This is a genomic window from Pedobacter sp. UYP24, from assembly GCF_054057295.1.
Map to the genome: position 1 here is coordinate 1 of NZ_JBSRZD010000006.1, position 20,823 is coordinate 20,823.

General features: G+C 39.1%; 15 protein-coding genes. 7 read left to right on the forward strand and 8 right to left on the reverse strand.

All coding sequences use genetic code 11. From position 1 onward, the window contains the following. The first annotated feature begins 508 nt into the window (after positions 1–508). Entirely contained in the window at positions 509–850 is a 342-nt protein-coding gene (locus tag ACVWYN_RS11915) for a hypothetical protein (RefSeq protein WP_457289090.1), read from the forward strand. Between the two features lie 89 nt (positions 851–939). Here the strand turns inward: ACVWYN_RS11915 and ACVWYN_RS11920 are convergent, their stop codons facing one another. Beyond that, positions 940–3,837 (reverse strand): TonB-dependent receptor domain-containing protein, encoded by a 2,898-nt coding sequence (locus ACVWYN_RS11920; RefSeq protein ID WP_457289091.1) that lies wholly within the window; start codon positions 3,835–3,837, stop codon positions 940–942. Between the two features lie 183 nt (positions 3,838–4,020). Between ACVWYN_RS11920 and ACVWYN_RS11925 the strand changes: the two genes are divergently transcribed. Genes ACVWYN_RS11925 through ACVWYN_RS11935 form a run of 3 tightly spaced genes read left to right on the forward strand, consistent with a single transcriptional unit; the run spans position 4,021 to position 7,823 of the window. After that, positions 4,021–6,456: a penicillin acylase family protein gene (locus tag ACVWYN_RS11925; RefSeq protein WP_457289092.1), complete on the forward strand. Its 2,436-nt coding sequence runs from the start codon at positions 4,021–4,023 to the stop codon at positions 6,454–6,456. A 5-nt stretch (positions 6,457–6,461) separates the two neighbouring features. Next, complete coding sequence (locus tag ACVWYN_RS11930) at positions 6,462–6,812, forward strand: hypothetical protein (protein ID WP_457289093.1); 351 nt, start codon at positions 6,462–6,464, stop codon at positions 6,810–6,812. Between the two features lie 27 nt (positions 6,813–6,839). Beyond that, a complete protein-coding gene (locus ACVWYN_RS11935; RefSeq protein WP_457289094.1) occupies positions 6,840–7,823 on the forward strand; it encodes a LuxE/PaaK family acyltransferase in 984 nt (327 codons plus the stop codon). 32 nt (positions 7,824–7,855) lie between these two features. On the opposite strand, the gene tyrS is transcribed toward ACVWYN_RS11935, so the two are convergent. Continuing rightward, on the reverse strand, positions 7,856–9,142 hold the full coding sequence (gene tyrS / locus ACVWYN_RS11940) for a tyrosine--tRNA ligase (RefSeq protein ID WP_457289095.1): 1,287 nt from the start codon (positions 9,140–9,142) through the stop codon (positions 7,856–7,858). A gap of 101 nt (positions 9,143–9,243) precedes the next feature. Between tyrS and ACVWYN_RS11945 the strand changes: the two genes are divergently transcribed. The 3 genes from ACVWYN_RS11945 to dapA are packed head-to-tail and all read left to right on the forward strand — an operon-like array spanning position 9,244 to position 12,843. Beyond that, the gene (locus ACVWYN_RS11945) at positions 9,244–9,918 is read left to right on the forward strand and encodes an ACP phosphodiesterase (protein ID WP_457289096.1); all 675 of its coding nucleotides are present in this window, start codon (positions 9,244–9,246) and stop codon (positions 9,916–9,918) included. 21 nt (positions 9,919–9,939) lie between these two features. Next, a complete protein-coding gene (gene ligA / locus ACVWYN_RS11950) occupies positions 9,940–11,952 on the forward strand; it encodes an NAD-dependent DNA ligase LigA (RefSeq protein ID WP_457289097.1) in 2,013 nt (670 codons plus the stop codon). A gap of 9 nt (positions 11,953–11,961) precedes the next feature. Next, entirely contained in the window at positions 11,962–12,843 is an 882-nt protein-coding gene (dapA, locus tag ACVWYN_RS11955) for a 4-hydroxy-tetrahydrodipicolinate synthase (protein WP_457289098.1), read from the forward strand. A gap of 72 nt (positions 12,844–12,915) precedes the next feature. Here dapA and ACVWYN_RS11960 read toward each other — a convergent pair whose 3' ends face one another. The 6 genes from ACVWYN_RS11960 to murG all read right to left on the reverse strand — a co-directional run bounded on the left by ACVWYN_RS11960 (position 12,916) and on the right by murG (position 20,821). Next, complete coding sequence (locus ACVWYN_RS11960) at positions 12,916–14,157, reverse strand: aminotransferase class I/II-fold pyridoxal phosphate-dependent enzyme (RefSeq protein WP_457289099.1); 1,242 nt, start codon at positions 14,155–14,157, stop codon at positions 12,916–12,918. Between the two features lie 115 nt (positions 14,158–14,272). Next, positions 14,273–15,910: a cell division protein FtsZ gene (gene ftsZ / locus ACVWYN_RS11965; protein ID WP_457289100.1), complete on the reverse strand. Its 1,638-nt coding sequence runs from the start codon at positions 15,908–15,910 to the stop codon at positions 14,273–14,275. Between the two features lie 129 nt (positions 15,911–16,039). Then, complete coding sequence (gene ftsA / locus ACVWYN_RS11970) at positions 16,040–17,398, reverse strand: cell division protein FtsA (protein WP_457289101.1); 1,359 nt, start codon at positions 17,396–17,398, stop codon at positions 16,040–16,042. 27 nt (positions 17,399–17,425) lie between these two features. Beyond that, on the reverse strand, positions 17,426–18,358 hold the full coding sequence (locus tag ACVWYN_RS11975) for a cell division protein FtsQ/DivIB (RefSeq protein ID WP_457289102.1): 933 nt from the start codon (positions 18,356–18,358) through the stop codon (positions 17,426–17,428). Next, positions 18,351–19,709, reverse strand: coding sequence for a UDP-N-acetylmuramate--L-alanine ligase (gene murC, locus ACVWYN_RS11980; RefSeq protein WP_457289103.1), 1,359 nt, complete (start codon positions 19,707–19,709; stop codon positions 18,351–18,353). Before murC ends, ACVWYN_RS11975 begins: the two co-directional genes overlap by 8 nt. Then, positions 19,706–20,821, reverse strand: coding sequence for an undecaprenyldiphospho-muramoylpentapeptide beta-N-acetylglucosaminyltransferase (gene murG, locus ACVWYN_RS11985; RefSeq protein WP_457289104.1), 1,116 nt, complete (start codon positions 20,819–20,821; stop codon positions 19,706–19,708). The genes murC and murG overlap by 4 nt, the downstream gene beginning before the upstream one ends. Between the last annotated feature and the right edge of the window lie 2 nt (positions 20,822–20,823).

Genomic DNA, 20,823 nt, shown 5'->3' on the forward strand with positions numbered 1-20,823 from the left:
ATATATAAAATTCTACTGAATATTACCAATTTATCTACTATTTCTTTATCGATATTTACCGTTTTGTTCCGATTTTATTAATCGAACTCAGGTTAATAATAAATATTACGATTATACCTATAACTCGATCATAAGTTCCTTCAAAGTCCAATGAATCACCAGTAGGCTTTGATGAACCATCTTTCTTAGATTGGAATATTTTTCTTACAAAAGAACCGATTCCTCCTAACAGCCACCTGCCGATAATGATTGAAAAAAACCCAAACAGAAGATTCATATATCAATTTTCTATACCTTTCACTGCCTTTGCTGCAGACTTAGCTTGAGACTTGAAAAAATTTGTTGTAACAAAACCTGTAGCAAAGTTAACATATTTGATAAGTTTTCCTCTAACTTGTGGTTCAGTCCGGCAACAGAAGTCCTCTTAGTAACTTGAGAAAACGCAGCTGCATTAAGTTTTGGAAGAAGTGCTGCTTTGGGTGATGGCATAATCCAACCTTGAATGTTAATGAATGCACTTCGCTATCGCTACAGCGATCCCACTAAATCGCAAGCAACTGATATCCAAAGCACATGGGCTACTGCCCAACTTACCCGGCTTGATTTAACGAAAGCGACCAAAGAAACTAATGAATACCTGTACAGAACGGATGGCACTTTATACGGCCACAAAAATATCAAAGAGCAGGTGGATCAGGCTGGCTTTGGTAACGCTAATTTAGCAGCCGCAGCTACTGCTAAAAAAGAGGTTACCACTAAAGAGACTACGCCAAGCAAAACATGGATTTGGCTTGCTGCAGGTTTAGTTTGTATTATTATACTTTTGGCGTATCTAAAGTTCCTGAGATAATGGAATACAATTAAAGCATTTCTATTTTAATTAAACAAGAGCGGCCCCGGCGAAAACGCCGGGGCCGCTCTTGTTTAATGATACAATTATTAAGGATTGAAAGTTAAGCCTACATAATACAATGCGCCAACTGATGGGTTACCATAAGAAGTGAAGTAGTATTTATTAAGGATGTTTGAACCTCCCAATTTAATCATAGTTTTAACTGAAGGGATTTTCAGGTTAACCTGAGCATCGAAAGTACCAAAAGCAGGTACGTCTCCAGATGCAAATGATGAATTCCAATAGAAAGCATCTTGCCATCTGTACGCCACATTAAAACCTACATTCTTGATGATTTCCTTATTACCTAAACCTAGGTTATAACGAATGGTTGGTGTGTTAAAATCATTGATATAAGAAGTAGGAAGATTTCCAATTTCATTATAGGAAACGTTACCGCTAACGTTGAAACCACCAATTAAGTAATCTAAACCTAATGCTGCTCCGTAAGAAGTTACTTCACCTTTTGCATTTACAGGTACTCCAAATTTTGAAAACGCAGTTCCGTTTTGCTGATATACATCAACCGCTGTAATAAAGTTTTTGTATTTGTTGTAATATCCGTAAGCATCAATTAACAATTTAGAACCAAGTAGGCCTTTATAACCCAACTCATAAGCTTGTACGCTTTCTGGAGTTACTCCATTAGGATCAAAATTATAGGCTTGCAATAATGTTGGATTTGGCGCACCGGCTGCTACCGAACCAAGAAAAGCACGGTAACTAACATCTGTATAACCTTTATTGGTGGTTAACAGTCCGTATTTGTTTAAGCTACCTGGTAAGCCACCTATTAAACGCTGTAATCCGCCGGCAACTGATAAGTCAATGTATTGATTTTGTGTGGTAGGGTTACGGTAACCTGTTTGGTAAGAAACACGGATGTTATTGTTTGGGGCAACAGTGAATACACCTGTTACTCTTGGTGTAAAACGACCTTCGAAATTGCTGTTCTTGTCGTATCTTCCTGCAACGGTAAGCTTCAATTTATCATCCAGCAGCTTTTTACCCAATTGAGCAAAAGCACCGTATTCTTTAATGTCTATCTGTCCGTTAAGGTCGTCAAAAATGGTTCCACCAGATCTTAACTGATAAATTCTATAAGAGCTTCCTACCTGCAGTTCTACTACATTGTTGAGCACATTAGAGAAATTATACATACCCTCGTAATGGTACAAATTGGTTTTATCATTGAATTTTGCGCCAACACCAGATGCGATTGTGCTATTGGTTAAATTGGATTTAGCAGCCTCAAATTGTGGTGTTCCTGGTATTAGACGTCCCTGATCTGCAGTAGCTCTTGCTGCCGCATGTGCCTGTGCATCTGTAATAGCTGGATTAGCCAGTTTTGAACCAATATAGGTGCCGATATATTGTGGATACCAGTCTGTAGATTTTTTACCTGCTTCATTAATAAATGAACCCAGGATAGATGATATATAGGAATCTCCTGATCTTTCTTGTGTGGTGTATCCCCTTAAGAAGAAATCTTCACCTTTCAATTCCAGTTTATATTGGCCGATGCTGAAGTTACGTAAAGAATAACGATCTGAACCGGTGTATACCGAAGTACCTGTACCCCAGTTTGCCTGAGCAATTGCCTCTACTGTTGAACTTAGCTTGTAGTGCGCCGATCCTGATGCTTTTAGCGATTGGGTATTGTAATCTACTAAAGCACTTTCATTATATCCTGTGCGCGTTACAGTTTGATTGGGTAGTACGCCTGGATTAGCCAAACCAAAGTAGAAAGGAAGATATTTGCCAGAAACTGCAGGTCTAAGAGCTGCAGGAACATTCGCATTGATAAAGCCAAGGTATTGCGCATAGCTGGCACCTGCAGGAACATTATCCAACACAGTTTTTGGGTTGAACAATCCGCCTGAGGCTGCAAGTATACCGGCACGCACCGCAGGCTCAATGCTTTGAGATACTACGCTGCGCATGTTTTGGCCGCTTTCATCTCCGTAAACGTTGATACCATCATAAGCAGGATCGGAAGCACGATCACCAGCTTTAAATGTTCTGGAAGCACGGTCGAAGTTACTATAGTTATCTGCCTGCCAATCTTTAGCCTGAAGGAATGAAAAAGTACCTTTAAGCGCGAACCGGTTGTTCCAGGCCTTCGCCAGCCTTACATCCAATTGTTTGTACTCCTGGTTTCCTGTATTATTATCATTAACATGGTTGATCCCTGTTTTAAACTGGAAGCTTGGGCCTTGGTAAGCAAATGGGCTTTTAGAGCTCATTAACATGGTACCATTGATGCCGCCAGCACCATATAGCGCTGATGATGCGCCAGGCAATAACTCTACATTATCCAGGTCAAGGTCATTAACGCCGATGATGTTACCCACCGAGAAGTTAAGGCCCGGTGCCTGGTTATCCATTCCGTCTACATACTGATTGAAACGTGTATTTCCGTTGGAGTTAAAACCTCTTGTGTTTACAGATTTAAAAGTTAAACTCTGCGCACTCACTTCAACACCTTTCATGTTGGTTAACGCATCATAAAATGAAGGTGTTGGCAGTTCTCTTAGTACGGATTGTCCCATTCTCTCCACAGAAACAGGTGATTCAAGAATCCTTTCTGGTGTACGTGAAGCTGATACTACAACCTCCTGACCAAGAATTGCGGCTGATTCTAACTGAAAATCAAGGTTGCCTGTACTCATGCTGATCTCTTTTTCTATTGAAGTGTAACCTACATAGGTAACAACTATGGTGAAAGGCGCTTTTTCTGTAGTAGTAAAAGAATACCTTCCATTATTGTTAGTTGCTGTTCCAGAAGTTTTTCCTTTGATGGTGATGCCTACGCCAGGCATTGGTTCATTAGTGGCCTTGTCAATAACAAGCCCGCTAATGGTTACACTTTGTGCCTGTGCAAATACAACTGTAACGCACAGGATTAAAAGCGTAAATACGGCTTTAGTAAAAGTTTTGCTCATATTTTTTTTTTATAAATGGTTAATTATATTCTAAATCTAGTACAAATTTTCTATTATACAAATTGCTTTGCAGTTATAATTTTGTTGATATTTATAATTTGATATAAATGATTAAGTTTTATGTTAAATTGCAGAACCGAATATTTCTATTGACTACATTGGCATATCTTTAATTGAGCAGTGATGAATAAAATAAAAGCCATTATAACCGTTGTTATACCTGTTTTATTAACCTTTTCCCTCAATACTAAATTTGGCGATACGCCCCCACTACTTAAGTTTCTAAATCCCTTTACAGGTTTTTGGCAGAACGCAGAAAGTACCACTATAAAGGTCAGCAGAAAAATTGTCTTAAAAGATGCGATACAGGATGTAAACATCGCTTTTGACGACCGCATGATCCCACACGTTTTTGCTCAAAACGACCATGATGTGTATTATGCGCAAGGTTATGTTACTGCGATGCATCGCCTTTGGCAAATGGATTTCCAGACCCGTTATGCTGCCGGGAGACTGTGTGAAGTAGTTGGAAAAAAGGCGATTGAAGTAGACCGATACCAGCGCCGCATGGGCATGGTATATGGTGCTGAAAAGTCGCTTGAAGGAATGATGGCAGATCCGCAATCGAAAGAAATGATCCTTGCTTATACGGCAGGTATAAATGCTTATATCCATTCTCTCTCTGCATCTCAGTTACCACTGGAATACAAGTTACTTGATTTTAAGCCGGAAGACTGGACACCAATAAAGTGCGCATTGCTATTGAAACAGATGTCGGCCGTTTTGGCCATGGGTTCAGACGAGTTTTACATGACCAACATCAGAAAGAAATTTGGAACTGACGTGGTTAAGGACCTTTTCCCGGATTATCCTTTTAAAGAAGATCCGATTATACCTGTAGGAACAAAATGGGATTTTACACCCCTTAAAATGCCGGAGGCACCCGCAGCGTTAAGTAATGATGTAGCCAGTAATGTAAGGACCAAACAAATGGAAGAGGGTATTGGAAGTAACAACTGGGCCATTTCTGGTAAAAAAACAGTTTCTGGCTACCCTATCCTGGCCAATGATCCGCATTTGGATTTATCCTTACCTTCTATTTGGTACCAGATCCAATTGCACGCGCCTGGATTAAATGCTTATGGCGTTTCGTTACCAGGTGCTCCGGGTATCATCATTGGCTTTAACCAGAATATTGCCTGGGGAGTAACCAATGTTGCTGCGGATGTACTTGATTTTTACAACATAAAGTTTAAAGACAATACCCATACCAGCTACTGGTACAACAACAAATGGAACAATACCAAGGTAAGGTATGAGAAGATTATTGTTAGAGGCGGCAGGGAAGAAATAGACACCGTTTGTTATACCCACCACGGACCAGTTGTTTATCTGGAGCGACCTAAAAATTATTCCAAATCCAATAATGTACCAACGGGTAGTGCCTTGAGGTGGATAGCTCATGAAAAATCAAACGAGCTTAAGACTTTTTACCTGCTCAACAGGGGAAGAAACTACGGTGATTATCGCCAGGCACTTACTTTTTATACCGCACCGGCGCAGAATTTTGTTTTTGCATCCGCTGAAAACGATATCGCAATTACGGCAAATGGCAAATTCCCATTGAAATGGAGAGATCAGGGCAAATTTATTATGGATGGTTCAGATCCTAAAAACGATTGGCAAGCTTGGATTCCGGCTTCACAAAATCCAACTGTTAAAAACCCACCAAGGGATTTTGTAAGTTCCGCCAATCAATCTTCCACTGATAAAACTTATCCTTATTATATCAATTGGGAGTTTGCGCCCTATGAACGTGCCAAGAGAATAAATAACAGGTTAGCTGTTATGAAGAACGCTACTGCCGATAGCATCCGTTTAATGCAAACTGATACCTATAGTATTTTTGCAGAAAATGCTGTAGCAGCACTAATTTCTAAAGTGGACAATGCAGGATTAAATGCCACTCAAAAGGAGGCGCTAAACCAGGTTACCGCATGGGATAAGTTCTATTCGGCAAATTCCATTGCAGCCAGTGTATTTGACTTATGGGCAAAACGACTGCAATACGACATTTGGGATGACGAATTTAGCGTTGATGATGTGCCTATGAAATATCCTTCCAGAGACAAGACTTTGCAGTTGATATTAAATGAGCCGGATTCTAAATGGATAGACAACACCAAAACGCCGGTTAAAGAGACATTGAATGACTTGGTAACTGAATCTTTTAAATGGAGCTGCGATAGCCTGGAAAGAAAATATGGATCCATAGGTAAGCCGTGGGAATGGGCAAATGTAAAACATACGAATGTTCCACACCTGGCTAAAATACCTGGCTTTGGCTCTAAAACATTGATGATTGGCGGTGGAAAAATGTCTATAAATGCGCTTAGCGAAACAAATGGCCCCTCCTGGCGAATGGTGGTTGAATTGGGGAAAACGCCTAAAGGACATGGTGTTTTTCCGGGCGGACAATCTGGTAATCCTGGTAGTAAATTTTATGACAATATGATTGATACCTGGGCAAACGGACAGTTGTATGATTTGTACTATATGCAGACGCCTACAGATTCCAATTCTAAAATAATAGCTAATTTAAAAATATCCAAAAAGTAATCAATATGGTATTTCTTGTTGTACTTATAGCCTCTTTCCTATTGCAAATGGTTTTGCCATGGTGGATAGTAGTGGTCATTTCCTTCGCAACCTGCGGACTGATTGGAAAAACAGGTAAGATTGCATTATGGTCGCCTTTTTTTGCCATTCTTTTACTCTGGACCGGCATGGCGCTTTACAAAAGTTTACCCAATGAAAATGTGTTGGCAGGCCGCGTGGCTGAGATGCTGGGTGTTAATATTTGGTGGATAGTATTGGCGCTGACCTCAATTCTAGGTGCTTTTGTAGCCGGGGTAAGTGGCTTTTGCGGGTATCATTTTAGAAAAGCAGTCTTGATTAAGAAAAGTACTTCTTAATTACACGCTGTTGTGTATTTTTGCACTGTGAATGATTTAGCACAGCGTATATTTTCCATTGGCAGCCAGAATGATTTCGATCAGGTTTGTTTGGAAGTATTCGCACTTCAGGCCAAAAATTGCAGTGTTTATAGCCAATATATCTCCAATTTAAAGATTGTACCTGCAGCAATTAAATCTGTTGAGGAGATCCCCTATCTGCCCATAAGCTTTTTTAAAACACATGAAGTTTTAAGTAGCAGGCAGCAGTCGCAAATTACGTTTAGCAGTTCTGGAACAACCGGAATGGTGCAAAGCAGGCATTTGGTTACTGATCTAAGCATCTATGAAGCTAGTTTTAATAAAGCATTCGATTTGTTTTACGGGCCTGCTGAGGAGATTTGTTTTTTGGCCCTGCTGCCCTCCTATCTTGAACGTGAAGGTTCATCATTGATCTATATGATTGATACCCTACTGGAACGAAGCAATCATCCCACAAGCGGTTATTTTTTACACAACCATGCCGAACTTTTTGATGCACTGGAAATACAAAAAGCTACAGGACAAAAAACTATTTTGATTGGCGTTACTTATGCGCTTCTTGATTTTCTGGAAAGCCATCAAGTTTCTTTTCCTGAGCTGATTGTGATGGAGACAGGAGGCATGAAGGGCAAAAGAAAAGAAATGGTGCGTGAGGAGTTACATCAGGTATTAACAACTGGATTTGGAGTAAAGGTTATACATAGTGAATATGGCATGACTGAACTGTTATCTCAAGGCTACTCTAAGGGTCTGGGTATTTTTAACTGCCCACCCTGGATGAGGATTAGCTTGAGAGACACCAATGATCCACTATCAGCTGTAACAGGCTCACGAACAGGGGGCATTAATGTAATTGATTTAGGCAACCTCAATTCCTGCGCTTTTATAGCCACGCAGGATCTGGGTAGAACTTATGAAGATGGTTCTTTTGAAGTATTGGGCAGATTTGACAATTCGGACATTAGGGGCTGTAATTTGTTAATACAGTAACAAATTCTTTAGCCCCTGGAAAGGTACAATTGCTATTCTGCGATGATCAAAAAGTAGTTCTTTTTACCTTTTTGTACAATAATAAATTGATGGTTAATTAAATCGGCATCCGTATAGTTATCTCCAATAGCTGTTATTTTAACCTTATTGACACTAAGTCCGCCTCCCTGAACTGTTTTCTTAACTTCCCCCTTGGAAGGAAACACATTCGTTTTTTCCGCTAAAAGCGTAGCAGTATCTACTCCCTGACTGAGTTCATTTTTAGAAATACGAAATTGGGGAACACCTTCAAATATTTCCAATACACTTTTTGCATCCAGCGTATGAAGAAACTCAAGCGACCCATTTCCAAATAAAAAATCAGATGTTTTTATTGCCGTTTCCAGTGCTGATGCAGAATGTGTTCTTACAGTGATGTCCTCGGCCAATGCCTTTTGCAGAATTCTAAGATGAGGAGCCTCGTTGTGCGACAACTCTAAAGCTTCGATTTCTTCTTTGCCTTTTAAAGTGAAAATTCTGATCCATTTTTTGGTGTCGTCATCGCTGGCATTTAACCAAAACTGGTAGTATTTGTATGGGGAAGTTTTTTCTGGATTTAACCAGATGGCGCCACTTTCAGTTTTACCAAATTTAGTTCCATCCGCTTTTTTGATCAGTTGGGTGGTTAGCCCAAAAGCTCTTCCGGCATCTTTTCGTCTAATTAGCTCTGTTCCGGTTACGATATTCCCCCATTGGTCTGAACCCCCCATCTGGATGATACAGTTGTGGTGTTTCCACAAATAATAAAAATCGTACCCCTGAATAAGCTGGTAACTGAACTCCGTGAACGACATTCCGGTATCCCCTTCAAGACGCTTTTTAACGCTGTCTTTCGCCATCATGTAGTTAACCGTAATGTGCTTTCCTACGTCCCTGATAAAATCAAGGAAATTAAAATTCTTGAACCAATCTATATTGTTAACCATGACTGCACCGTTACCTTCGTCTGTAAAGTTGAGGAACTTAGCCAGCTGCACTTTCATACCAGCCAGATTATGCTGCACCATTTCTTCAGTTTGGAGGTTACGCTCGTCTGATTTCCCTGAAGGATCACCAACCATGCCTGTTGCACCACCAACTAAAGCGTATGGCTTGTGACCGGCCCGCTGAAAGTGAATTAAAGTCATGATTTGGGTTAAATGACCAACATGAAGCGAGTCTGCCGTAGGGTCAAATCCTATATATCCAGCACACATTCCTGCATTTAATTTCTCCTCTGTTTCAGGCATGGCATCGTGCAGCATGCCTCTCCACTTCAACTCTTCAATAAAATTGGTCATTTTTGTATCCTTTTGCGGCAAATATAGGAAAAGCTGTGTTATCCTGTAATTCGTCCAATTCAAAAAACCTTCGCCGCAAATAAAATTCCTTACTTTTAAACATGAACTTCCTTTCCCATTATTATTTTGAGCGCAATAACGCAGATGCAAATATGATCATTGGTGTTGTTATGCCTGATTTTGTAAAAAATGCCGACAAAGGAATTAATCTTTATCCAGCAAAAGTACCGCATCTTTTTATAGAGGATGATCAGCAGTTTAGCATTTACAAAGGTTGGGGCCGTCACATTAAGGTAGATGCGCTTTTCCACTCTTCTGATTTCTTTATTTACCAAACACAGCAATTAAAGCAATTATTGCTCCCAATGATGGACAACACTGTAGTGAAGCCCTTTTTCCTGGCCCACATTGGTCTTGAATTGATATTAGATCATTTATTGATTATAAATGGAAAGGTAGATGTAGGTTTATTCTATGATGCGTTAGCTGATTCAGATAAGGTGGCAGTAGAAAAGTTTTTGAGGAGCTGTAAGCTAGAAAATACTACTTCATTTTTTAGCTTCCTAAATGGCTTTATTTCTAACAGATACTTGTTTAGCTACCAAAAGATCGACAACATCTCCTACGCATTAAACAGAATTTGCATGCGCATCTGGGACAACCCTTTTACAGAAACACAACTGGCATTATTAACTGCACAACTAATGGTATTCGCCAAAAATATCAGTTCAGATTATTTATCAATTTTTGACGAAATAGAGCATCAGTTAAAATAGGCTTATTTGTATCTTCGTTCCATGTCACTATTTGATATAAAAGACAAAATGGATGGTTTGGTTATGGAACTTAACCAGCATACCTACAATTATTATGTGTTGGCCATGCCAACAATTGCCGATTATGAGTTCGATAAGAGGCTGGAGGAGTTACATCAGCTGGAGCTGGAATATCCTGATCTGGCCGATCCCAATTCTCCTACTCAAAAAGTTGGCGGCGAAATCACCAAGTCATTCGTTACCATTGATCACCGGTGGCCTATGCTCTCCTTGGGAAATACCTATAATGAGCAAGACCTAAGGGATTTTGATGATCGCGTTAGAAAAACGATAGGAGACAATTTTGAATATGTGTGTGAGCTTAAGTTTGATGGCTTATCTATTAGTCTGACCTATGAAAACAACAAGCTTATTAGAGCCGTTACACGCGGTGATGGCAACAAAGGAGATGATGTAACGACAAATGTTAAAACCTTAAATAAGATTCCACATCGTCTTAAAGCAGAGGATGCACCTCCTGTTTTTGAGATTAGAGGTGAAATTTTTATGCACCGGGCTGCTTTTAACAGGTTGAACAGGGAGCGGGAAGAGCTTGGCGAGATTCAATACGCCAACCCAAGAAATTTTGCCGCTGGTACAATTAAGATGCAGGATTCTGGCGAAGTTGCTAAAAGGCCGCTAGATTGTTTTTTATATTCCTTAAATACCGACAAAAATTACTTCAAAACACACTGGGATAGCTTGCAAGCACTTAAAGAATGGGGTTTTAAAATATCTGACGACACCAAGCTTGTTAATGGAATTGAAGATGTTTTGGCATTTATCGAACATTGGAGCAATGAAAGATTTAAGCTTAGCTATGATATAGATGGCATTGTGATTAAAGTAAATAGTTTTGCACAACAGCAGGAACTGGGCTTTACAACAAAATCTCCAAGGTGGGCTATTTCTTACAAGTTCAAAGCTCAGGAGGTAGAAACGGTATTGGAACGCGTTACCTACCAGGTTGGTAGAACAGGTGCTGTTACTCCAGTCGCCAACTTAAAACCGGTACAGCTTGCTGGTACTACCGTAAAAAGGGCTACGCTGCACAATGCCAATGAAATTGAAAGATTGGATTTACACGAGGGGGATAGTGTGTTTGTAGAAAAAGGAGGTGAGATTATCCCTAAAATAATAAATGTAAATCTTGATAAGAGAATTATTGGAGCAGAAAGGATTATATATCCCGTTGATTGTCCGGAATGCGGCACCCACCTGATCAGAAAAGAGGGAGAAGTGGCTTTTTATTGCCCAAATGACGAGAATTGTCCGCCACAGATAGTTGGTAAAATCCAGCATTTTATTGGCAGAAAGGCAATGAATATTGATGGACTAGGCGATGAGACCATCGAAGCTTTTTATCAAAAAGGATTGGTTAAGCACATTAGCGACCTTTATCTTTTAAAAGATAAAGCAGCGGAATTAAAAACCCTTGACAGGTTTGGTGAGCGTTCTATAGATAATCTCTTATCTGGCATTGAACAATCAAAGCAGATCCCTTTTGAAAAAGTTTTATTTGGATTAGGCATCAGGTACGTTGGCGAAACCGTAGCAAAAAAACTTGCATTTGGCACAAAGAACATCGATACCTTGATGGTTGCCGGTATTGAGGAGCTTACTATGATAGATGAGATTGGACAGCGAATAGCAGAAAGTATCACTGAATACTTTTCTAATCCCGAGCATGTTGAGCAAATTAGTCGACTAAAAGCCTTCGGTTTGCAATTTCAGGTACAAGAAAATGAAATAGCACTGCAAAGTGAGAAATTAACTGGAAAAACATTTGTAATTTCGGGCGTTTTTGAAAATTACAGTAGAGAGGAGTTGAAGGATTTGATAGAGAGTAACGGAGGTAAAATATTGAGTGGCATTTCTGCTAAACTTAATTACCTTTTGGCTGGTGAGAATATGGGGCCATCTAAACTTGATAAGGCTAAAAAACTAAATGTACCTCTGATATCGGAGGATGATTTATTTGAGATGTTGAAATAATAAAGTAAAATGAACAAATTTCATGGAACAGGTGTAGCACTGGTTACACCATTTAAGGCAGATGGATCGGTAGATTTTGACGGGTTAAAAAACCTGATCAACTACCAGATTGACGGAAATGTAGAATACCTGGTATCTTTAGGTACCACTGGTGAAGCATCAACCCTTAACAAGGACGAAAAGAAGAAGATTTGGGAATTTACTGCTGAGGTTAACAATGGCCGTTTGCCTCTTATTGCTGGTATTGGCGGAAATGACACTGCTTCGGTAGCTAATTCATTGAAAAATTTTAAGATTGAAGGTTACGATGCTATTCTTTCGGCAAGCCCTTATTACAACAAACCAACGCAGCAGGGTATATACGAACATTATAAAGCTTTAAGTGAATCAAGCGAACTTCCAATTTTGCTATATAATGTTCCTGGAAGAACGGCGAGTAATATTTCAGCAGAAACTACTTGTAAACTGGCGTCTGACTGCAAAAATATATTTGGAATAAAGGAGGCTTCTGGCAATTTTGATCAGTTTAACCAGATCATGCGCGACAAGCCAAAAGACTTTTTATTAATATCTGGTGATGATCCAGTTGCTTTACCGATGATCTCTCTAGGAGCAGTTGGCGTAATATCTGTGGTGGGAAATGCGCTACCAAAACAACTATCAGATATGATTAGACTAGCACTTAAAGGAGACTATAAGGCAGCATTGCCGCTGCATCTTTCCTTAATTGAATTTACCCGTTTGATGTTTGCAGAGGGCAATCCTGCAGGTGCTAAAGCATCACTAAAATATTTTGATGTTTGTGAAGATCATGTAAGACTTCCACTAGTAAAAGTATCTGATGCACTTAGAGAAGCTATCGTTTCTGAATCTAAAAAGCTTAGCGCATAGCAAGAAAGCACTTAAAAAGCAAAGCGCCTTGAATTATTTTCAAGGCGCTTTGCTTTTTTTATTCCATTGCTTTTATTCCATTGCAAACTGGTTATCTTTATAATAACCCTTCTTGAGTTTATCGGATACCTCACTAAATGCATCCAATGTTCTCTGTACATCGTCAAGTGTATGCATGGCCGTAGGAATTAACCGCAACTCGATTAGTCCCTTAGGAATCACCGGGTATACCACTATAGAACAGAATATACCGTAATTCTCACGCAGATCCATCGTAAGCGCCGTGGCTTCTAATAACTCTCCCTTTAGGAAAACGGGTGTAACCATCGTATTAGTAACACCAATATCGAAACCGCGTTCCTTTAGTCCATTTTGCAGCGTTGTTGCAATATTCCACAGTCGCTCTCTTAATTCAGGACTGTTTTTTAATAATTCTAATCTTTTCAACAAGCCGACAACCATTGGCATAGGCAAAGCTTTAGCGAAAGTTTGAGACCTCATATTATAACGGAAAAAGTTGGTGATCTCCACAGAAGAAGCCACAAAACCGCCTATTCCTGCCATAGATTTTGCAAAAGTTCCAAAATAGACATCAATTCCATCTATACAATTCTGCTCTTCATGTGTACCAGCCCCTGTCGGACCCATAGTACCAAATCCATGTGCATCATCAATTAAAATACGGAAATTAAAATCTTTTTTAAGGTCAACTAGCTCTTTAAGCTTACCCTGTGCACCAGACATACCAAAAACACCTTCAGTTATTAAAAGTATGCCACCACCTGTTTTTTCTACAAGCTTTGTAGCACGCTCAAGTTGCTTTCTTGCACCATCAATGTCGTTATGCTGGTAAACAAAACGTTTACCCATGTGTAAACGCAAACCATCAATAATACAAGCATGCGATTCTGCATCATAAACGATAACATCATTCCTATCTACCAGGGCATCGATAATAGATACCATACCTTGATAACCAAAGTTTAACAGGAAAGCATCAGGTTTTCCTACAAATGCTGCAAGTTCCTGTTCAAGTTGCTCATGGTATTTAGAATTGCCCGACATCATACGTGCACCCATAGGGTATGCCATACCGAAATCTGCAGCACCTTGTGCATCTGCTTTACGAACCTCCGGATGGTTTGCTAAGCCGAGATAATTATTCAGACTCCAAACCAAGTGTTCTTTACCACGAAAATTCATATGTGGAGCAATCTCTCCCTCCAATTTCGGAAATGAGAAGTATCCATGTGACCATTTATGGTGCTGCCCTATCGGGCCCATATGGTTCGCTATCTTTTCAAAAATATCCAATGCTATAATATTAAGTTGTTATTCCGCAAATTTAAGGTTATTATAATGGATATCCAATAAATGCAAAAAAGCCTTAACAAATTGCTAAGGCTCTTATTATAATTGTAGTTATTAATTAATCAACATTATCATGAAGGAAGGAATTATTAGGTCGAATCTCAGTTGTTCCGTCTTCATCGCTACTCAGCGTAAATCTAGATACTTGCGATTCTGAAGAATGCTGCACCTGTTGCAAATTCATTTGCTTACGTTTATAGGCTGGTTCATTCTCTAGTTCTTGCAATCCATTGTTTGTCCTTAGCTTCATACTGAGATCCTTTAATCTCAGTATACGTTCTTTAGACTTTTTAAGCTGATCTTCTATTGATTCATCATTTTTATCATCATCCTCCCCTACTTCAGGAAGAGTTTCTTTTTCCGGTTCAAAATCATTATTAAATACTTCAGCCGGTGTTTCAAAAACAAAATTAGTTTCAGCAAGCTTAATTTCAAATTCAAACCCTGATTCATTCTGAGCTTCTAACTCTGAAGATTCTTCTTCAACAAAAGAGTGCTTAACAAAAGTATTTTCCGGCTCTTCAACTACCCGGTTCTTTCCTGCGTTAAATAAATCACCAAAAAGATCGGATTGTTTTATTTCCTCTTTAAGTTTCATTACGGGCTCCAAGCTGTGAACAACTTCTTCCTTAGGGGCCATGAAAGAATTAACCGGTTCTACTGGTCTAACAAGCGGAGCCTCTTCAGGGGTAAGTAAAGAAATTTTCTTGACGTTCTTTTTGTCTTCTTCTCGCTGCTCCTTGGTTTGAAAACCAGTAGCAATGATGGTAACCGAAAGCTTATCTTCCAAATTTTCATCAATGCAATTCCCCCAGATTAAATCTGCAGACAGACCAGCTTTTTCTTGAATATAATCAGTAATGATCGTAACTTCGTCCATTGTAACCTCACGTAGTCCTGAACTGATATTCAATAGGATATATCTTGCTCCCTCAATCTCATTATCTTTTAACAAAGGCGATGCCAATGCGCCCTCCACAGCATTCAAAGCACGGTTCTCACCATCACAAGCAAAACTTCCCATGATAGATACACCGCTTTCTTTCATAACGGTGCGAACATCCTTGAAATCCACGTTGATGTAACCAGGAACAGTAATGATTTCCGCAATTCCTTTGGCAGCCGTCGTCAATATGTCATCCGCTTGTGCAAATGCAGAACCTAAAGTTAGGTTTCCAAATATCTCCCTTAACCTATCATTAGAAATGACAAGATAGGAATCTACGTATTTTTTCAGTTCATCCAATCCGTCATTTGCCTGCATTTTACGTCTTTTACCTTCAAATGCAAAAGGAGTTGTTATTATGGCTACCGTTAAAATATCCATTTCCTTTGCTGCCTTTGCGATAATAGGACTAGCTCCTGTACCTGTACCACCACCCATTCCGGCAGTGATAAACAACATTTTTGTTGTACTACCCAGCATTTGTTTTATATCGTCAATATTCTCTATTGCCGAGTTCTTGCCCACTTCTGGAATCGATCCTGCACCCATTCCTTCTGTCAGGCTTGCACCCAATTGAACTTTATTTGGGATAGGACTAAACTCCAGTGCCTGGGCATCCGTATTACAGATTATAAAGTCTACACCTGTAATACCCTGACGGTACATATGGTTTACCGCATTACCACCACCGCCACCAACACCAATAACTTTGATGATGGATGACTTATCTTTTAACATTTCGAACTGCATATCTTTATGAATCAGTTATTTAAAAATTTGTTTTACCTGTTCATCTACCTATGTAATATTAACACTTTTTTAACATGCGTTTTCCACAAGTGTGAACAATGTGGAAAAATCGTGTTTTGTTGAAAAGTATTACGGCTTAATGTAATCTTCATCACTAACACTCATGTCATCCTTGATAAAATCCTTGGTTTTTGCCAGTAATTTATCGAACAATCCACCGCCAGCGCGCTTAATTTTTTCTTTGTCTTTAGGCTTTTCAACAAAAACTCCAGGTTGCTTCATTTCTTCAATCAACTCTTCTGCCTTTTGGATTCCTTTAATTAATAGTCCAATACTAGTAGCATACATTGGGCTTTTCAAATCATCATAAACTGCCTTTGGCATATCCTCATATTTAGATAGGTGCTCATTTGGATAACCTACCCGGCAATCCAGTCCGGTCACATATTCTACCAATTGGGAAAGGTGCTTTAACAATGCTCCACCTCCAGTGATCACTACACCACCAATTAATTTCTTCTCATAACCAGAAGATTTTATTTCGTAATATACATGCTCAATTATTTCTTCCATACGGGCCTGGATTACATAAGCAAGGTTTTTTACTGAAATCTCTTTTGGCTCTCTGCCCCTTAAACCAGGCACACAAATTATCTCATTCTCTTTATTTTCTTCAGCCAATGCAGATCCAAATCGCGTTTTAAGTAGCTCAGCCTGATTCCTCATCACAGAACATCCTTCCCTAATGTCCTCAGTAACGCTATTTCCGCCAAATGGTATTACTGCTGTATGGCGAATGATTCCTTCATGGAAGATCGCAATATCAGTAGTACCACCACCTATATCTACTAAGGCAATACCAGCTTCTTTTTCTTCATCACTCAACACTGATTCTGAAGAAGCCAATGGCTCCAATATCAACTCCTGAGTTTGCAACCCGGCATTGGTTACACATCTCATAATATTTTTTACAGCTGTAACTTGTCCGGATATAATATGGAAATTAGCTTCCAGCCTTACACCTGCCATTCCTATTGGGTCTTTTATACCTGGCTCATTATCAATAGTAAATTCTTGTGGTAACACGTGGATTATTTCTTCACCGGGTGGCATCACCAGTTTAAACATATCATCAATCAATTTATCGATATCCTTTTTTCCTATCTCGTTATTTAATTCTCGTCTAGTAAGAATACCTCTATGCTGTAAACTTTTAATGTGCTGCCCGGCAATACCTACATTAACAACACGGATCTCAACATTAGATTGTCCGCTTGCTAATTCTACGGCTTGTGAAATGCCCTGTACAGTTTTTTGAATATTGGAAACCACGCCTCTGGTTACTCCGGCAGACTCAGCCTTGCCAATGCCCAAAACTTCGATTTTTCCATGTTGCGTTCTCCTGCCAACGATTACGCAAATTTTGGTTGTACCAATATCCAAGCCTACTACTATTGGAGATTGAACGGATAATTTTTCTTTGCCCATAACAATATTGATTTGTTGAGTGTATATTTATTTGTTTTTCCTGGTATTTGCTTTATTCTTTTCTTTTACTGTTTTCTCTTCCTTCTTAATATCATCAAGTATTAATGATTCTACATCCGGAGATTCAGCGCGTATGGTATCAGTACTCAATTTTAGTACTTCAGCAGCTACCGCTGTTGAATCCACTTTGTTCTTTTCACAAACAATTTGGTTCGTATATTTTATGTTGATAGTTTTATAAGTATCCCACCCTACCTTCGGCATAGCTTGCTTATAAAAAGCAAGCAAATTTTTCATTTTAACATCTAAGGAGTCTGCTGTACCTAAAATGATTCTTTGGATTCCAACACGAGGTACAAGTTCGATATCATTCTTATCGTTGACATAAAGCTGTTCAATTTGAGAATCCCAAACAGTATCAGACTTGATGTACAATGCCGTCTTATATAAGTCGGCAGCAAGCTTCGTAATTAACGTATCAACTTTTCCACTAAAATGCTCCATTATTCTTCCATTTGCCACTAATACATTTGCAGTAAAGTTACCGGAAACAGGCATCTTAAGTCCGTTCCGATCAATATAGTAATCTTGATCATTCGAATTGATCACTCTTAAGATCGGCTGACGTTGTTGAATTTCTATCTGTATTATACCGTCCATGTCTGCATATACAGTTGCACGTGCGATATAAGGATTGGCTTTAATGCTTTTTTCGATTGCTTGAAAATTAATTTGCTCTAGTTTTCTTCCGATTAACTTACCCTGACTCTGATTTAATATTGCATCAACCTCTTCTCGCTCTATAAAATTATCTGCGCCAGGAATAAGTATTTTTATATTTGTGCACGTAATTGATTGTTGTTTTACGCTTACGAAACTCATCAGTACAACCAATCCGCTCAGACAAATTACCCAGGCAAATCCCTTTAACAACGCTCCCCAATTAATCCTTTTAAACATGATCTAAGAGGTTTTTAAGTGGCTTAATAAGTGTATCAATATCTCCAGCACCTACCGTTACCAATAGCTCAGGTTTAGTCTCTTTAACAATTCTCAATACGTCTTCCTTATCAGAAATCACTTTATTTTCAAGACGAATCTTATCCAATAAATATTTAGCATCTATTCCTGCAATTGGCTTTTCACGGGCCGGATAAATTTCCAGCAACAACAGCTGATCAACTGTACTTAAAACTTCAGCAAAGCCGTCCGCAAAATCTCTTGTTCGGGTATATAAATGCGGCTGAAATACGGCAGTTAACTTTTTATCGGGGTACAACTCTCTAAGGGCACTAAAACAGGCTTTTAGTTCTTCAGGGTGATGCGCATAGTCGTCTATATAAATTACCTCTGGCTTGTTTACAACGTATTCAAACCTCCGTTTTACTCCCTTAAAACTTGAAATAGCTATCTTAATTTTTTCTAGCTCAACACCAGCTTTAATTGAAGCTGCAATAGCTGCTGTAGCATTCTCAATATTATGTCTGCCCGGCAGCGATAATTCAATTCCTTCAATTCGATTTTCAGCATCGCTGTAATCAAAAGTGAAGTGGCCATCCTTAACACGTATATTGGTGGCACTAATACCTTCACCATTTTCAATACCATAAGTTTCCCCAATTGAAATTGGCAAACCCGATTTAACAAACAATGAACCGTTGGACTTAAGCTGCCCGGCAAATAGCCTGAAAGAATCTTGGAGTTGACTTGCATTACCGTAAACATCAAGGTGATCCGCGTCCATTGAAGTAATAACCGCAATATCCGGATGAAGCGTTAAAAATGATCTATCATATTCATCAGCCTCAACAACCACAACATCATTATCACCTAAAATGAAGTTACTATTAAAGTTTGTTGCTATTCCACCTAAAAAAGCTGTACACCCAAATCCGCTATCATGAAGAATATGTGCAATTATTGACGATGTTGTAGTCTTCCCGTGAGTACCGGCAACTGCAATGCAAAACTGCCCTCTACTGATAATACCTAAGACTTCAGAACGCTTTTTTAACTTAAAATTTTTATCTAAAAAATAGTTCAGTATTAAAGAGTCTTTCGGGATAGCTGGCGTATAAACTATAAGCAACTGCTGATCTTCAGGGTTTAAATTAGCAGGCAAAGAAGAAATTTCATCATTGTAGGTAATTAACATTCCTTCCTGCTCCAAGGTTTCAGTAAGTGCTGTTCTGGTTTTGTCATATCCAAAAACTACAGATCCTCTGTTTAAAAAATACCTCGCAATGGCACTCATGCCGATGCCTCCAATGCCGACGAAATATAATCTTGTTATATTATTCAATTCCGTCATTTGGTATTCCTCCCTTCTGCTAAATTCAAAACTTCGAGAGCAATTATATCATCCGCATCAGGTAATCCCATTTTACCAATATTCTCCGCTAATGAGCTCATACGAGGTTCATCTTTTAGTATAGCTAAAGCTTCTTTAACCAATGTATCCTCAGCAGATCTGTCATTAATTAATAAAGCAGCACCATGCTTAACTAATGCCATTGCATTCTTTGTTTGATGATCTTCTGCTACATTTGGTGAAGGGACAAGTATGACAGGCTTCTTGATCAGGCACAACTCAGCGATAGTACCAGCTCCAGCCCTTGAAATAATCAAATCTGCAGCGGCATAAGCCATATCCATTTTGTTTAAAAATTCTAGAATCCTAACATTTGGATGAAAGTCAATACCTAATCTTTCAATAATCCCTTTATAATAAAACTTCCCAGTTTGCCAAATAATTTGAACATCCTCTTTTAAAATTTCAAGCAGGTGCTTTTCAATACTTTTATTCAACGTTCCGGCACCTAAACTACCACCAGTAACTAATATCGTTTTCTTTAATGGATCAAGTTTTAACAGCTCTGCTCCCTGGTGGTGTTTATTGATAATATTAACCACATCTTTTCTAACAGGATTGCCCGTTTTCATTAAATTATAGGGAGGAAAAAATCGATCCATATCATCAAAAGCAACGCATATTTTAGCTGCTTTCTTTCCTAACCATTTATTGGTTATGCCTGCATAAGAATTTTGCTCTTGTATTAAGTAAGGTATATTTTTTAATGATGCGGCAAAAAGGATCGGGCCTGAAGCGTAACCTCCAACTCCAACAACCACATCTGGTTTAAAATCTCTAATGAGCTTTAACGCCATCCGAATGCTGTCAAATATCTTAAAGGGCAAACCTAAATTCTTTATTATAGAGCCGCGCTGAATGCCAGCGATATTCAGTCCAACTATTTTATATCCCGCTGCAGGAACCTTTTCCATTTCCATACGACCGGTAGCACCAACAAACAAAATCTCACAGTCGGGCCTCAAACGTCTAAGCGCATTTGCTATGGAAATTGCAGGAAAAATATGTCCGCCTGTTCCGCCTCCTGAGATGATGATTCTTGTAGTTCCCATTA

Excerpts from the sequence above, each read along its gene's own strand:
- dapA (WP_457289098.1), top strand. The coding sequence starts at position 11,962 with ATGAACAAATTTCATGGAACAGGTGTAGCACTGGTTACACCATTTAAG.
- murC (WP_457289103.1), bottom strand. The coding sequence starts at position 19,709 with ATGACGGAATTGAATAATATAACAAGATTATATTTCGTCGGCATTGGA.
- ftsA (WP_457289101.1), bottom strand. The coding sequence starts at position 17,398 with ATGGGCAAAGAAAAATTATCCGTTCAATCTCCAATAGTAGTAGGCTTG.
- ACVWYN_RS11930 (WP_457289093.1), top strand. The coding sequence starts at position 6,462 with ATGGTATTTCTTGTTGTACTTATAGCCTCTTTCCTATTGCAAATGGTT.
- murG (WP_457289104.1), bottom strand. The coding sequence starts at position 20,821 with ATGGGAACTACAAGAATCATCATCTCAGGAGGCGGAACAGGCGGACAT.
- ACVWYN_RS11975 (WP_457289102.1), bottom strand. The coding sequence starts at position 18,358 with ATGTTTAAAAGGATTAATTGGGGAGCGTTGTTAAAGGGATTTGCCTGG.
- tyrS (WP_457289095.1), bottom strand. The coding sequence starts at position 9,142 with ATGACCAATTTTATTGAAGAGTTGAAGTGGAGAGGCATGCTGCACGAT.
- ligA (WP_457289097.1), top strand. The coding sequence starts at position 9,940 with ATGTCACTATTTGATATAAAAGACAAAATGGATGGTTTGGTTATGGAA.
- ACVWYN_RS11945 (WP_457289096.1), top strand. The coding sequence starts at position 9,244 with ATGAACTTCCTTTCCCATTATTATTTTGAGCGCAATAACGCAGATGCA.
- ACVWYN_RS11925 (WP_457289092.1), top strand. The coding sequence starts at position 4,021 with ATGAATAAAATAAAAGCCATTATAACCGTTGTTATACCTGTTTTATTA.
- ACVWYN_RS11915 (WP_457289090.1), top strand. The coding sequence starts at position 509 with ATGAATGCACTTCGCTATCGCTACAGCGATCCCACTAAATCGCAAGCA.
- ACVWYN_RS11920 (WP_457289091.1), bottom strand. The coding sequence starts at position 3,837 with ATGAGCAAAACTTTTACTAAAGCCGTATTTACGCTTTTAATCCTGTGC.
- ftsZ (WP_457289100.1), bottom strand. The coding sequence starts at position 15,910 with ATGCAGTTCGAAATGTTAAAAGATAAGTCATCCATCATCAAAGTTATT.